Origin of the sequence: Streptomyces sp. AC558_RSS880 (assembly GCF_019049255.1) — a bacterium.
Classification (GTDB): Bacteria; Actinomycetota; Actinomycetes; order Streptomycetales; family Streptomycetaceae; genus Streptomyces.
In genome coordinates, this window is record NZ_JAGMUJ010000007.1 from 239,535 (window position 1) to 254,092 (window position 14,558).

At 74.8% G+C, this 14,558-nt stretch carries 9 protein-coding genes; 1 reads left to right on the forward strand and 8 read right to left on the reverse strand.

From position 1 onward, the window contains the following. Window positions 1–127: 127 nt before the first annotated feature. From KUM38_RS03365 to KUM38_RS03375, 3 genes are all read right to left on the reverse strand, one after another. Window positions 128–3,406: an ABC transporter permease gene (locus tag KUM38_RS03365; RefSeq protein WP_308408892.1), complete on the reverse strand. Its 3,279-nt coding sequence runs from the start codon at window positions 3,404–3,406 to the stop codon at window positions 128–130. Window positions 3,407–3,643: 237 nt separating this feature from the next. Next, on the reverse strand, window positions 3,644–4,057 hold the full coding sequence (locus tag KUM38_RS03370) for a globin (RefSeq protein WP_217127740.1): 414 nt from the start codon (window positions 4,055–4,057) through the stop codon (window positions 3,644–3,646). A gap of 67 nt (window positions 4,058–4,124) precedes the next feature. Next, window positions 4,125–5,411: an RNA-guided endonuclease TnpB family protein gene (locus KUM38_RS03375; protein WP_217127741.1), complete on the reverse strand. Its 1,287-nt coding sequence runs from the start codon at window positions 5,409–5,411 to the stop codon at window positions 4,125–4,127. A gap of 132 nt (window positions 5,412–5,543) precedes the next feature. Here KUM38_RS03375 and KUM38_RS03380 point away from each other — a divergent pair, with 132 nt between their 5' ends. Beyond that, a complete protein-coding gene (locus KUM38_RS03380) occupies window positions 5,544–5,744 on the forward strand; it encodes a hypothetical protein (RefSeq protein ID WP_374227033.1) in 201 nt (66 codons plus the stop codon). 9 nt (window positions 5,745–5,753) lie between these two features. Here the strand turns inward: KUM38_RS03380 and KUM38_RS03385 are convergent, their stop codons facing one another. The 5 genes from KUM38_RS03385 to KUM38_RS03405 form a co-directional block, all read right to left on the reverse strand. Next, window positions 5,754–7,388, reverse strand: coding sequence for an FHA domain-containing protein (locus KUM38_RS03385; RefSeq protein ID WP_217127742.1), 1,635 nt, complete (start codon window positions 7,386–7,388; stop codon window positions 5,754–5,756). 82 nt (window positions 7,389–7,470) lie between these two features. Next, window positions 7,471–8,820, reverse strand: coding sequence for a VWA domain-containing protein (locus KUM38_RS03390; protein WP_217127743.1), 1,350 nt, complete (start codon window positions 8,818–8,820; stop codon window positions 7,471–7,473). Between the two features lie 111 nt (window positions 8,821–8,931). Then, a complete protein-coding gene (locus KUM38_RS03395) occupies window positions 8,932–10,641 on the reverse strand; it encodes a PP2C family serine/threonine-protein phosphatase (protein ID WP_254396576.1) in 1,710 nt (569 codons plus the stop codon). 3 nt (window positions 10,642–10,644) lie between these two features. Further along, window positions 10,645–13,167 carry a serine/threonine-protein kinase gene (locus tag KUM38_RS03400; RefSeq protein ID WP_217127744.1) on the reverse strand — a complete coding sequence of 841 codons (2,523 nt, stop codon included), beginning with the start codon at window positions 13,165–13,167 and terminating at the stop codon, window positions 10,645–10,647. Between the two features lie 22 nt (window positions 13,168–13,189). Then, window positions 13,190–14,524, reverse strand: coding sequence for a hypothetical protein (locus KUM38_RS03405; protein WP_217127745.1), 1,335 nt, complete (start codon window positions 14,522–14,524; stop codon window positions 13,190–13,192). Window positions 14,525–14,558: the final 34 nt, after the last annotated feature.

The window sequence follows — 14,558 nt, forward strand, 5'->3', positions numbered from 1 at the left end:
CCTCCCGTTCCCGCGGCGGTACGGCCGTGATGCGCGGCGGTGGCCATGGTCGTGGCGGCGGGGAGCGCCGGGCCGGCGCAACGCCGGGTGTGTGCCCACGGGGCTCGCACGGTCAGGACGCTCACCCTCATTCGCCTCCCCGCTCCCGCAGCGACGTCACCGGGTCCGCCCTGCGCAGGGCCAGTACGGCCGTGATCAGCAGGGGCGCCGCGGCCACGGCGGCCAGGAGGGCGGCCACCCGGGCGGGCGGCAGCTCCACCAGGACCCCGGGGACCGGGCGGGTGGCCTCCGCGGTCAGCATGACCAGGGGGATCACCGCCCGGGCCAGCACCGTGCCGAGCAGGACGCCCACCGCCAGCGCCAGACCGACCAGCACCCCCTGCTCGACGAGGACCACCCGGGCCAGCCGCCGCCGGGAGGCGCCGAGCGCGCGCAGCACCGCGAACTCGGCGGACCGCTCCCGCAGCGACCCCGCCGCGCTCACCGCGAACCCGACCGCCGTCAGCGCCGCCGCCGCGAGGGCCGCCGCCCCGAACACCGTGCCCGGCCCGGCGCCGAACGGGTCGTCGCGCAGCTCCGCGGCGATCTCGTCCCGCACCACCACCCGGGACGGATCGACGTCGGGCCGGCCGCGCAGCGCCCCCGCCACCCGCGCCGACGCGCCCGGCGCGGTCGCCAGCCACCACTCGTTCGGCAGCACGCTCTCCCCCTGGCGCGCCTGGATCATCCGGTTGACGGACCGCAGGTCGACGAGGAGGGCCCCGCCGTCGTCCTTCCCGCCGACCGGCGTGGACGGCAGCTCCCGCACCGCCCGCACGAGCCGCAGCGGCACGGTGGACCCGCCGATCCGCACGTCCACCCGCTGCCCCGGACGCGCGCCCGTGGAGGCGAGGTAGCGGTCCGTCGCCACGGCGGTGACCTCGGACGACGGCGGCTGCGGCACCTGGAGGCCGACCGTGAGCGGCGAGGGCCGCCAGGCCAGGTCCGCCGGGAGGTGACCGGTGCCGTAGACGACGGTCGTCGGGTCGCCGGGGACCACGCGGGGCGGGGCCGGGCCGGTGTCCCCGCCGGGGGAGGACGCCGCGCCACCGGCACGCACGGACACCTTCCACTCGGCCGGCGGCGGCAGTTCCCGGTCCCGGCCGCCGGTGTCCGTGGCGGTCAGCGCCGCCAGGGTGAGGCGGTGCCGCTCGGCCTTCCCTACGGGCTGGGTCAGCTCCAGCCGGAGCCCGGTCAGCGTCAGCGCGCCCAGCGGCGCCTCGGCGGCCGCCCCGAGGTCGAGGGCGAGGTCGTGGAGGCGGCCGTCGGCGCGCAGCCCGCCGAGGCCGAGCGTGTGCGGGGTGCCGTAGGAGTCCTCCACGGTGGCGGTGACGTCGACCGGGGTCCGCGCGTCCGCGCCCCGCAGCGCCGCCGTCAGCGTCAGCCGCGCGGTGCCCGCCGGCACGCGGACGCCCGCCGCGGCGCCCTCCGGCGACAGCCCGGACACCAGCGCGCGCGACGGCACCGGTGCCAGGTCGGAGCGCATCAGCAGCGTGTCCGCCGCGTGCGCGGTGTCCAGCGCCAGCACGGTCGCCGTCCGCCCGCCGGACAGCGGCACGGTCGTACGGAAGGCGGGGGCGGCCGCGCGTACGCCGGACACGGCCGCGTACGCCTGACCGCGGCCGAACGCGTCCTCCCCGGCGGCCAGGACCCGCACCGGCGCACCGGCCCGGAAGTCCGCCTGGTCGTCCTGCGAGCGCTCCCACGAGGAACCCCGGCCGATCGCCAGCATGCCCAGCGCCACGGCGAGCACCAGCAGCAGCACCGGTCCGGCCCCGCGCATCGGGCGGCGGCTGAGCTGCCAGCCCGCCAGCGCCCCCGGCAGCCCGCGGCCGCGGGCCGCCCGGCGCTCGGCCAGCCGCGCCACCGGCGGCAGCAGCCGCAGCGTCAGCACCGTGCCGGCGAGCAGCGCCAGCGCCGGGGCGACCACGAGCAGCGGATCGACGCCGAGGTCCTCACCGACGGCACCGGAGGGCCGACGGCTCAGCCGCCAGTACGCCACACCGGCCACCACCAGCAGACCCACGTCCGCGCCCGCGCGCACCGCGCCCGGCAGCGGCTCGGCACGGCCGGCCGTGAAGGAGGAGACGAGCGCCGGGACCGTGACGGCCAGCGCACAGCCCAGCGCCACGCCCGCCGCCACCAGCCACACCGCGCCGCGTCCGGCGACCGCGCCGACGGAGGCGTCCAGGTGCAGCCCGATCCGGGCCGGCGCGCCCTGCCCGGCCAGCAGCCGGGTGAGCGGTCCCGCGAGCAGCGGGGCGCAGGCCGCCGCGGGCACGGCCAGCAGCAGCGCCTCCAGGGCGGCGAGCCGGGCCACCTGGGCGCGGGAGGCGCCGCGGGCCCGCAACAGCCGGGTCTCACCCGCGCGTTCGGCGCTCAGCAGCCGGGCCACCAGCAGCAGGGCGCACGCGGCGAGGAGGGCGAGCTGGACCGCGATGACCAGCAGCGTGGAGCGGGAGACGAGCAGGGAGCGCTCGATGCGGTCCAGCGCGGCGGGCAGCTCGCTGGTGGCGGTCGCCGTGCCGTCCAGCGCCTCGGCCTCGGGCAGGGCGGCGACGCCCCGGCGCACCGCCTCGCGCAGCGCGTCGATCCGCCCGGTCGTCATCGCGGAGAAGCCGGCCGACGCCAGCCAGCCCGAGGGACCCGTGCTGACCTCGCCTCCGGTGAACACCGCGGGGTCGGCGAGCAGGGGGCCGTACGTCGTGAAGTGCCCCTGGACGATTCCCCGGCCGTTCAGGTCGTCCAGCTGCCAGTAGGGCGCGGTGGTGTCCACGGGCCGGTACAGGCCGGTGATCCGGACCGTCACCGGCGGTCCGTCGAGCCGGTCGTCCAGGGTGAGGCGGGCGCCCGGCTCCAGGGCGAGGACACGGGCGGCGGTCTCCGGGAGGGCGGCCTCGATCTCGGTGCCGGTGCTCTCCGCGGGCATCCGGCCCTCGGTGACGCGCACCTGGGTGCGGTCCAGTGCGGCGAAGTGCGTGAGGTCGGGTTCGTCCGCCTCCGCGCGTCCGTCCGGGGGGCGGAGGGAGCCGGGCAGGGCGTACGGACCGGAGCGGGTGAGGGTGCGCAGCGTCACCGGCAGTCCGTCGAAGGCCTTCCGGGCGCCTTCGCGTACGGCGGTGTCGGCGGCGGCGCGGCTTGCCGCCGGGACGGTTTCGGCCTCGACGGTGAGTGTGGTGTCGGCGGCGTCGCGGGGGGCGGCCAGGGCGTGGCGCAGGGAGGCGTCGCCGACGGCGGCGGAGTAGGCGGTGAGGGTGGCGAGGACGGCCGTGGTCAGGAGGACGGTGAGGAGGGCGGCCGCGAGGAGGGGTCTGTGCGCGCGTGCGCGGGCGAGCACGAATCTCGCCGAGCCCCCTGCGGATGGCACCGCAACCCCCCGTGGTTGTCCGGACCTCCGGGTGATGTTGTCAGAGGGGGTGTGCCGGAGGTAACCGTTCAGGAGGTGGACTTGACCGGATTGTGATCGGAAATCGGCGTTGGGTGACCGGAATGCGAGCGGGAGGGTTCTCTTCGCCCCCGCCGCCCCTTCCCGTCCCGTCCCGGGGCTCCGCCCCGGACCCCGCTCCTCAAACGCCGGAGGGGCTGTTCATGCGGGGCTGTGTCGTCAGTCCGGGGAGTTGATCATCGATGCCGCCGCGTACGTCAGGTACTTCCACAGGGTCTGTTCGTGTTCCTCGGACAGGCCCAGTTCGTCGACGGCGTCGCGCATGTGCTTCAGCCAGGCGTCGTGTGCCGCCCGGTCGACCTTGAACGGGACGTGGCGCATCCGCAGGCGCGGGTGGCCGCGGTTCTCGCTGTAGGTGGTCGGACCGCCCCAGTACTGCATGAGGAACAGCGCCAGCCGCTCCTCGGCCGGGCCCAGGTCCTCCTCGGGGTACATGGGCTTCAGCAGCGGGTCCTCGGCCACTCCTCGGTAGAAACGGTGGACGAGCCGGCGGAAGGTCTCCTCCCCGCCGACCTGCTCGTAGAAGGTCTGCTCCTGAAGCGTGCCGCGCCGAATCTCTGTCACGCCGTCCATGGTCTCAGACGCGACGGCATAGGACTCGAGGCCTAGGACCGGGCCTACTTTGACATCCTCCCCCTCCTCAAGGGAGGGGGATTCCAATCCGGACGGGTTGGGGTTCACGGGTGCTCGAGCGGTTGGTGGCCGCTGTCACCCCTCCGGCACCGGCTGTGCGCCGGGGGCGGGGGATCCCGCCCTGTCCTGCCGCGACGTTGACTGCCGCGTTCTCGTCCGCGTTGCAGGTGAACCCGCAGGATGCGCAGACGAACTCGGTTTGGCTCTTGCGCGAGTCCTTCTCGATCCAGCCGCAGGCACTGCACCGCAGCGACGTGTACGGGGCGGGGACGTCCTCCACCCGCCCGGGAGCCTTCTCACCGGTGCGGCGGCGCAGCAGACCCCAGCCCTGGGCCAGGATGCTCCGGTTCAGCCCCGCCTTTTGCCTGACGTTCCTGCCCGGTTGCTCGACGGTTCCTTTCGCTGAGCGGGTCATGGTCGTGATGTTCAGCTTCTCGAACCGGATCAGGCGGCAGGTGCGGGCGAGCATGGTGCTGGTCTCCTCGCACCAGTCCTTGCGTCGGTCCGTCTCACGGGCCTCCAGCCTGGCCACCTTCGCGTGCTCGGCGGCCTTGGCCTCGCTGCCCTTCGGGGCACGGGTCGCCCGCCGCTGGTGCTTACGGATCCGGGCGCGCTCCTTGACCGTGAGCTGGGGGCAGTTCAGTTTTCGGCCGTCGGACAGGGCGGCGGTGATCTTCACGCCCCGGTCGATCCCGATGACCTCACCCGTGCCGGGCGCCGGGATGGGGTTGGGGACGGTCGCGAAGGCGATGTGCCACCGACCGTTGCGGAAGGTGACCCGGAAGGTCTTCGCCTGCGGCAGCTCGGCGCGGGTGAGGCGGAAGCGGACCCAGCCGCAGCCGGGCACCTTCACCCGCGCCCACCGCCGGTTCAGTTTCTGCACCACCACCGACCGGCCCATCACCTGCCTGCCCCGGGCGTTCAGCTTTGGCGAACCGTCCACCTCGAACTCCGGGACGCGGTCGGTGCCGATCACCCGGAAGCCTTCGTGCACATGTCTCTTCCGCCAGGTCGGCTCACCGGACCCGGAGGCGAACCGGGCGTTCTTGGCCTTGGCGAAGTCCTGTAACGCTTGCTGCTGCACATCCGCGTTTCCCGCGGCTAGCCAGCCGTTGTCCCTGCGGGCCTCGGTCAGTTGACGGCACTGCTCGGCGAACCCGGGAGCGGACCTGCGGCCCGGCCGCCAGCGCGCGTGCTGCTCGACGGCCAGATTCCAGACGTACCGGGCGTGCGCGCAGTGCAGCAGCATCCGCTCCACCTGCGCGGCCGTCGGGTACATCCGGAGACGTGACATGCCGCCAAACGTAGCCCCGACGCTTGCCTTTCTTTTCGCATCCGGCCTGGCTCACTCGAACGAGTGAGCCACCTCCGCCACCACTCTCCACCGGGCACCCTGCCTGGCAAGAGAGGTGGACAGGACCGCGAGATGCGGGCCGCGCTCGTGCGGGAGATCGGTGCGAGCGGGGCCTTCGACGCTGACCCGGTGTGGCGGGAGGCGTACGGCCTCTGGGAGCGCGAGGGGAGGCCGCAGCGCGAACGCTACGGCCTCACGGTCGACGCCGAGGGCGACCGCGCCTGGCTGGACGACCCCGGAGGGCCGCACGTCTGGCCGGTGCCCGCCGCGTAGGACTGTCGTTCAGCCCCGGCGGATGGTGATCGTCGTCCAGGCGCCCACGTGGACCCGGTCGCCGTCCTGGAGCGGGACCGGGACGAACGGCTGGATCGGCTCGTCCGAGCCGTTGACCGTCGTGCCGTTCGTCGAGTTCTGGTCGACGACCGCCCACGTGCCGTCCGGCTGCTGCACCAGCACCGCGTGCTGGTGGGAGACGCCCGGGTCCTCCGGCGGGGTGGACAGATCGATGTCGGGGGTGTCGCCGGTGGAGTGGCGACGGCGCCCGATGGTGATCTGGTTGCCGGTGAGCGTGCGTTGCTGCTCGGGCGAGTACGCGGGCAGGTTCAGGCCCGCGGCCTCGGGGCCGGAGCGCTGCATCATCGCCATGAAGTACTCACGGTCCGGACCGATGGTCGCGGTCCAGGTCGCCGGTCCCTGCGGCTGCCGGGGCTGCTGCGGGAAGCCGCCGGGCCCGGGCGGCGCCTGGGTCGCACCGGGCTGCGGGTAGCCGTAACCGCCGCGCTGACCGGGGCCGTTCGGACCGCCGGGACCGCCGGGACCAGGGCCGGGACCGCCGGGGCCACCAGGACCACCGGGGCCGCCGGTCGGCGGGGAGATCACCCAGTCGTTGTCACCGCCGCCGAAGGGCGGCCCGCCCGGCTGGGGGCGGCCGGTCTCCTGCGGGAATCCGGGCGGGGCCGGAGGCCCGGGCTGGAACGCCTGCGGAGCACCGGGGCCGTTCGGGCCACCGGGGCCGCCGGGACCGTTAGGTCCACCGGGACCGCCGGAACCGCCGAAGCCACCGGGCCCGTTCGGACCGCCGGGACCGTTAGGTCCACCGGAACCGCCGAAGCCTCCGGGGCCACCAGGCCCACCAGGCCCGTTCGGGCCCCCGGGACCGTTAGGTCCACCAGGACCACCCGGACCGCCGAAGCCTCCGGGCCCCCCGGGCCCACCAGGTCCGTTCGGGCCACCAGGACCGCCGAAGCCCCCGGGACCGTTAGGTCCACCGGGTCCACCGAAGCGGCCGGGCCCACCAGGCCCACCAGGTCCTCCGGGCCCGTTCGGCCCACCAGGACCGTCGGGACCACCGGAACCGTTGGGCCCACCGGGACCACCGAAGCCGCCCGGGCCGGGCGGACCCGGCGGGGGCGGTACAGGTCGTGAGGGGTCGCCGCCGAAGCCGGGCGGGCCCGGCGGGATCGGCTCGGCGGGGCGGTTCACCTGCGAGGGACGCGAGCCCTGGTAGTCGAACGAGTCACCGCCGCCGTACGACGGTCCGCCGGGCGGCTGCTGGAAGGGCCCACCCGGACCCGGACCCGGACCCGGGCCGGGGGCCGGCGGACGCGGGGCGGCCGGGGTGTACGAGGTCGCCGTGTTCGTCAGGAAGTTCCACCGGCACTCCTCGCAGAACGGCGCCGCGCCCTCACGCGGCGTACGGCACTGCGGGCACAGCTCCGGCGAGCCGCCGCCGGGGCCACCGAAACCACCGGGGCCGCCAGGACCGCCGGCGGGGCCGCCGGGCGGCGGGAATCCGTAGCCGCCGCCGGGTGCGGGCGGCGGGGGAGGAGGTGGGGGCACGGCACCCGCCATGCGGTGACCGCACACCTCGCACCAGTCGTCGGAACCCGACTGGTGTCCGTTCGGGCAGGTCGGCATGTCGGCGCTTCCCCCTCTCCTTGTCCGGCCGGTTCCGGCCGGTTTCTCCAACCCCGAGGGGTCAGGCTCGACTACTTACGGATCACTTCTTTACACGAACAGTCTTTGTCGACCGAGTCTCGAGCGTCATCTCGTCGGCCTCCTCGACCTTCGCCTTCAGTCGCACAGTACCTGTCGCGGCATCGACCACGTCCACCACCTTCGCAAGCAGTTTCGCAGTATCCGCGTTGCCGGACGCGCTCGCGAGCTGCACGGCCCTGCCCAGTTTGGCCGTCGCTCCGTCGATATCCCCCTCTTTGCGCAGATCCAGACCCTGTCGGATGACTTCCGCCAGTTCCGCCTGCCCGGTGTAGTGGGCGACCTGGGGGTTGATCGACGTCGAGGCGGCCATGTCGTCCGTCCACACGGCCCGGACCAGACCCTGCGCCCCGAGGCTGCGCACGCTGCCGTCGGACGACTGCGGAATCACCAGCGACAGCCGGGCCGCCAGCATCTCCTGCCCGATGCCCGCGGGCGGCACCTCGACGCAGACGTGGTAGTCGCGGGACTCGTCACCCCAGGAACCCAGCGGGTAGTCGCCCGCACGCGGACCCGCCTCCGTACGGCGGCCGGTCAGCTCCTCGACCGTCGGCGCGACCTGCTTGACGAACCTCACCGTCGTGCCGACCGGGGTCCACAGCCGCAGCGAGACGTCCGCGACCTCCTTGCCCATCGCCGTCTCCATCATCCGCGTGAAGTCGGCGGCGAGACCGGCCGGGTCGGCGACGATGTCGGCGGTGCCGAGGAGGGCGGAGGCGATGGCTGTGACTTCTTTCACTTCCCAGTCGGTGCCCACTCCGCGGGCGTCACAGGTGAACCGTCCGGCGCAGGCGTCCAGGGCCGCCTTCAGGTCCTGCGGCGACTCGTGCTCGTTGCGGCCGTCGGTGAGCAGGATGCCGTGCCGGATCGCCACGTCCGCCGACGCCAGCAGCCGGTCGGCCAGTCGCAGCCAGGTGCCGATCGCCGTGCCGCCGCCCGCGCTCAGCTTCCGCAGCGCCTGCTTGGCCTGCTCACGGGTGCCCGCGTCGGCGACCGCCAGGGCGCCGCCGCCCGGATACACCTCCTTGGCCACGTGCGTGCCGCCGACCACCGCGAAGTTCACGCCGTCGCGCAGGGCGTCGATCGCGGCGGCCGTCGCGTCGCGGGCGTTGCGCATCTTGGCCGGCGGGTAGTCCATCGAACCCGAGCAGTCGACCATGAGGACCACGGCCGCCGACGGCCCCTCACCGGGCGGGTAGAGGTGGGGTGCCGCCACCGCGCTGCCGATGGTGCCGCCGCCGGTCGCGGTCACCGTGACGATGGCGTTGACCTCGCGGCCGCCCTCCGGCAGGTACTCGTTCTGGTACACGTCCACCGAGAACTGCGGCACGTTCGATTTCGAGAAATTGGCCATGCCTGTTCGCTCCCCCTTGGCTGCCCCGACGGCGCGGGGCGACGACGGCTGACGGACCGGTCCCCTCCGGTCCGTTGAGGCTTCCCCGTGCGAGGCGTCCCGTAAGCGGCCTCAGGCCGATCCTGCCCCCTGCGGGACGGCCGGGAACGGCACGAGGGCCACTGTTACGTTGTCGTGGCCCCCGCCGTCGAGGGCGTGGCCGACCAGAACCCGGGCGGCGTGCAGCGGCCGTACGGCCGCGTCCGCGGGCACGGCCCCGGCCATCTCGTCGGCCGACTCCGCGTAGTTCCACAGGCCGTCCGTGCAGACCACGACCACACCGGGCCGGTCCGGCTTGAACGAGGCGGTGTGCGGCTCCAGTTCGTACGCGTCGGCGCCGAGCCAGCCGGTGATCGCGTGCGCGCGCTGGTCGGCGTACGCCTCGGCCTCGCCCATCAGGCCCGCGGCGACCATCTGCGCGGCCCACGAGTCGTCCTCGGTGAGCCGGGCCGCCGGGGCGGAGCGGTCGACCGGCACCCAGTAGGCGCGGCTGTCGCCGACCCAGCCGACGACCAGCAGACCGGCCGTCACCACGGCGCCGACGATGGTGCACGCCGGGGCGTTCTGGTGCGGGGCGTGCTCACGGGCCCCCGCGGGCTCGTCGGCCAGCGCGTTGACCGCGTCGGCGGCGGCGACGATCGCGTCGTGCATCGCCGTCTGCGGGTGCGTGCCGCGCGGCAGGGCCGCGAGCAGGGACTCGTTCGCCGCGCGGGAGGCGGCGAGTGACGCCTCGTCGGGGCGGGTGGCGGAGGAGACGCCGTCGCAGACGATCGCCACGGAGGCGGGGGAGCCGTCGGGCAGCGCCGTGGTGCTCACGGCGAAGGCGTCCTCGTTGCGGTGGTGGCGCAGGCCGCGGTCGCTGACCGCGGCCACGGGGCCGCATTCCTGTTCCATGTGGTCCCGTTCGCGTGGCTGGGCGTGACCGCAGTTCTCGCAGTAGCCGTCGTCGTCGACCCGGCCCGCACGGCAGGCCACGCACACCGCGGCACCACCGGCGGCCGGAGCCTGCCCGGCCGCCGCCCCCTGCTCGGCCGCCACCCGCGGGTCCGGAGCCTGGAGCGGGTACTCGTCGGGCTGCGCGGCCGATCGGCCGGCGGCGGCCCGCTCCTCCGACTGCGCACGCCGGTCGAAGCGCACCCCGGACGACGGCACGGGGGGTTCCGCAGGCGGAGGCGCCGGTACGGCACCCGTCAACGCCGGTGACACGGGGGTGCCTTCGACGTGGGACGGGGGTACGGGCGTCACCTGCGCCGGGGACGGCGACACAGGGGCACCCTGGGCCGACGGCGGTACGGGAGTGCCCGGGACGGTGGACGGCGGCACTTGGGCGTCGGGCGCCGGGGGCGGAGCCACGGGGGTGCCCTGGTCCGGATACGGAGCCTCGGGGGTGTCCGGGACGGTGGACGGCGGCATCTGGGCGCCGGGCACCGGAGGCGGCGGTACGGGCGCCCCCTGGACCGGTGCTCCATGGCCGGCCGACGTGCCGGGCAGGGGGGTGCCGGGCGGGTCGGCCGGGCGGTGGGCCGGTGGGGCGGCGGGGCCGTCCGGGGTGGGCCAGGCCGGTGCGGCGGGCGGGGCCGACGGCGGCCGGGGCAGGCCCCGCTCCGCCGGGGCCTGCGACGGCACCGCGCCGTTCATGGCGATCGTCGGCTCGTTCCGCGGTCGTGCGGGGACCGCGGACAGGTCGTATCCGCACGCACCGCAGAAACGGTCACCCGACTCGAGGGGCTCCTCGCAGCTCGGGCACTTCGACAGAGCGGCCTGCTGAGGCATCTGCGACATCAACTACACCCACGTCCGGGGGCGGTAACGATTGGCACGTTCCACCAGGTCGATCCTCTCCTCGCCGCTGCGCGCCAGCCGGGCCAGCGTGCGGTACGAACGCTCCAGGCCGAAACGGAGGCCCCGCTCGTCCAGACCGCTGCCGAGCAGCGTCCGCCCCCCGGCGGCGGGAGGAGCGGAACCCTGGCCCCCGGAGAGTACCCAGTCCAGCCCGCAGCCGAGGACTTCGGCCGACAACAGCTCGCGCCGCGCCGGGTCCAGACCGTACGCCTCCAGGGCCTCGACCTGCCCGGCGGCGGCGGTCAGGTCGTCCAGGAACGGTACGTCACCGGCGGTGACCGCACGCCCGCGCAGCCGCGCCCGGACGGACGCCACCCGCGCGGCCGTGTAGTGGATGGAGGACTCCGGCACCGACACCAGCGTCCGTACGGCGCCTCCGCGGTCCCCGGCCGCCAACTGCACCCGGGCCAGCCCGAACGCGGCGCTCACATGGCTCGGGTCGGTCGACCACACCAGGCGGTAGTACTCGGCGGCGTTGTCCAGCTGGCCCAGCACCTCCGCGCACACGCCGAGCGCCAGCTTCGGCGCGATCTCGCCGGGGAACGCGTCGTAGACCGCGTCGAAGGCGAGCGCGGCGCCCTCGTGGTCGCCGGTGACGAGCGCGGCCACCCCCCGGTACCAGACCACCCGCCAGTCGTCGGGGTCCCGCTCCTCCAGCGTGCCCAGCACCGCCAGCGCGGTGGACCACTCGCCGGTCTCCAACCGGGCGCGGACCTCGCGCAGCCGGGTCTCCGCCGACGGGGCGGGCGCGGCGGCGAGCGCGTTGATCAGCTCGCCGGGCGCGGACGCCAGCAGACCCGCGAGGAAACCGGCGTTGGGGTCGGCGGGGTGCACGTGCGGCACGGGCAGGGCGAGCGCGGCGGCGGCGCAGTCGACGGGCTTGACGAGGACGGAGGTGCCGGCGGCGGACGGGAGCGCCCGGGGCGCCCCCTTGCGGGGGCGGCCCGGGCGGGTGCCGAGGCGGGAGACGTCCCCGTTCAGCGCGGGGAACAACTCCGTGTCCGTCACCCGCAGTTCCGGGCCGAAGAGCGTGGACAGCGCGGGGCGGGCGCGGCCCGACTGCAGGGAGACCACCTCGCGCAGCACGCCCGTCAGCTGCTCGGTCATCTCCTGCGCGGAGGCGAACCGGCGGGCCGGGTCCGGGTCGGTGGCGCGGACCAGGAAGCGGTAGAAGGACTCGTACCGCCGGAAGACCTCGATGCCGTCCGGGTCGGGCAGTGAGTCCACGTAGACGTTCGTGTAACCCTGGAAGTCGAACGTGAGGACGGCGAGCGTACGGGCCACCGTGTACAGGTCCGACGCCACCGAAGGACCGACGTCGGCGACCTCGGGCGCCTGGTAGCCGACCGTGCCGTAGATGGCCGACTCCTCGTCGTCCATCCGGCGCACCGCGCCCATGTCGATCAGCTTCAGCTGGTCCTCGGTCTGGATCGCGTTGTCGACCTTGAAGTCGCAGTACAGCAGGTTCCGGCTGTGCAGGTGGCCGAGCGCCTCCAGGGCCTCGATGCCGTACGCGCACGCCTGCTCCACCGGCAGCGGATCGCGCCTTCCCTCCGGCGTGCGACGGCCGTTGGCGATCTCCTTCAGCGACTTGCCGCCCAGGTACTCCATGACGATGTAGCCGTCGAGGGAGCCGGTGCGCTGGTCGAGGTGCTCCACGAAGTTGTAGATCCGCACGATGTTGGCGTGCTCGATCTCCGCGAGGAAGCGCCGCTCGGAGATCGCCGCCGCCATCGCGTCCTGGTCACCCGTGTCCAGCAAGCCCTTCAGCACCACCCAGCGGTCCGAGACCGCCCGGTCCACGGCGAGGTAGATCCAGCCCAGACCGCCGTGCGCCAGACAGCCGACCACCTCGTACTGGCCGTGCACGACGTCGCCGCCCCGCAGCTTCGGGACGAACGAGTACGGGTGGCCGCACTTGGTGCAGAAGCCCTCCGTGCGCCCCGGCCGGCCGCTGCGGGCCCGGCCCACCGGCGCCCCGCAGTCCGAGCGCGAGCAGAACCGCTTCCGCTCGGGCACCTCGGGGTTCTCCAGCACCATCGCGCGCGGATCGGGGCGCGGGATCGGCGGCACCTCGACCAGACCGGCACCGAGGCGGCCCCGGCCGGACGAGCCGGCGCCCGCGCCGGAACTGCGCACCGACACCGAACGGCCCGTGGCCCGGCCCGACAGCGAGCGGGAGAGCCGCCCGGAGACCGAACGGCGGGACTTCGACGACTGGGACGAGGTACGGGAACTGCGGCCGCTGCGTCCGCTGGAGCGTCCGCTGCCCGCCGAGCCGCGCGAGTCGCGGCCGCCCACCGTGATGCCGGTCGGGGCCGAGCCGACCATGCCGGTCGGCGACACCACCGGGGCGAGGCCGCAGGTGTCGCAGTACAGCTCGCCGCCGCCGACGTCCTCGTACGCGCCGCCGCAGTCGGGGCGCTGGCACCCGGTCCCGGGTGTCCGGTTCTCCGGTTCGCTCATGGCGCGGCCTCCCCCTCGTCGCTCATGCGCCGGGCCCCCTCCGGTCGTCGGGCACGCCCTGGTCCGGCACCCGCGGCGCCGTGCCGAGGACTTCCGCGGCGGCCTGCTGGTAGCGCAGCACCGCCCGGTCGGCGGCGCGCAGATCGCAGGGCGCGCTCCACAGCATCCGGCGCGCCTTCTCGTACCGCTCCACCAGGACGGGATCCTCCGCCAGGCCGTGCCGGGCCACCTTCGCCTTGTACGCGTCCAGCCGGCCGCGCAGCTCGGCACGGACCGCCAGCGGTGCCGTCACCGCGGTCAACGACTCGCGGGCGCGCAGCAGTTCGTCCTCCGCCTTCTGCTCGAGGGACTCCAGGAGCGGGGACAGGCGGTGCCACTGGGCGTGTCTGCGGTACTCCGCGGCCGTCGACAGCTGCTCCTGCAGCACGGTCGGCGGTCCGCTGACCACCGGCACCTCCGTCGCGGCGATCTTCGCCAGCACCTCGCCGCGTGCGGTGCGGGCCTCGGCGAGGGTGCGGTCGGCACGGGACAGCACGTCCCGCAGCCTGACGATGCGTTTCTCCGCGTCCTGGCGGACCGTCAGCACCGCGTCGATCTCCCGGCGCACGTCCTCCAGCGCGCGCGCCTCACGGTCGTAGACCGTGGTGTCGGGCCGTCCGCCGCCGGGCGCCGAACTGCCCTCCGCGCGCTTCCAGTACGCCAGCGGGTCGGACACCACCTGCTCGCGCAGCTTCGTCAGCGTGCGGGTGATCCGCTCCAGGTCGTCGCCCGCCGGATGCTCGCCCGGGCGCACGCCGACCGAGTGCGCGAGCCGGCTGGTGCGCTGGAGCTCGGCGGCGAGCAGATCGATCCGGGCGGGCAGCGCGGACCACACCGCGTCGGCGGCGACGACCATGTCCAGCGAGGTCGCGTACAGCTCGTTCATGCGGTCGACGAGGGTGGCCAGCGAGTAGCGTTCGCTGAGTTTCCCGGGGGCGGCGTGGAGCGTCGGCGCGTTGGCGGTCGCCGCCGCACTGCCGGCCACGGTCACCGAGTCGCCGCGCAGCAGCTCCGTCAGCTCCACCAGGTCCTCACGGCTGGACCAGCGGCGGCGGGACCGGATGTCCCGGGCCGTGCGCAGCGCGTCCGTGTACGCGTCGAAGTACGTCCACAACAGCGCGATCGACGCCTCGGTGGCCGTCCAGCGCTCCTCGGTGATGCCGGTGAGCCGCGCGCCCTCCAGGAGTCTTCGGCCCGCGTGGTCCTGCAGGGCGAGGAGCGAGGTCTCGATCGCCTCGTGCTCCGCGCCGAGCCGCGCCAGCGCACGGTCCACCTCGTCCCGGTCCATCACCGGCCCGGTGGGATCCGTGTCGGCCATCGATCACCTCTCGCTGGGGGGTTGTTGACGGTTG

What these genes read in the sequence shown, in the direction of transcription:
- KUM38_RS03370 (WP_217127740.1), bottom strand. Translation starts at nt 4,057, where the DNA reads ATGGACGGCGTGACAGAGATTCGGCGCGGCACGCTTCAGGAGCAGACC.
- KUM38_RS03375 (WP_217127741.1), bottom strand. Translation starts at nt 5,411, where the DNA reads ATGTCACGTCTCCGGATGTACCCGACGGCCGCGCAGGTGGAGCGGATG.
- KUM38_RS03380 (WP_374227033.1), top strand. Translation starts at nt 5,544, where the DNA reads ATGCGGGCCGCGCTCGTGCGGGAGATCGGTGCGAGCGGGGCCTTCGAC.
- KUM38_RS03385 (WP_217127742.1), bottom strand. Translation starts at nt 7,388, where the DNA reads ATGCCGACCTGCCCGAACGGACACCAGTCGGGTTCCGACGACTGGTGC.
- KUM38_RS03390 (WP_217127743.1), bottom strand. Translation starts at nt 8,820, where the DNA reads ATGGCCAATTTCTCGAAATCGAACGTGCCGCAGTTCTCGGTGGACGTG.
- KUM38_RS03395 (WP_254396576.1), bottom strand. Translation starts at nt 10,641, where the DNA reads ATGTCGCAGATGCCTCAGCAGGCCGCTCTGTCGAAGTGCCCGAGCTGC.
- KUM38_RS03400 (WP_217127744.1), bottom strand. Translation starts at nt 13,167, where the DNA reads ATGAGCGAACCGGAGAACCGGACACCCGGGACCGGGTGCCAGCGCCCC.
- KUM38_RS03405 (WP_217127745.1), bottom strand. Translation starts at nt 14,524, where the DNA reads ATGGCCGACACGGATCCCACCGGGCCGGTGATGGACCGGGACGAGGTG.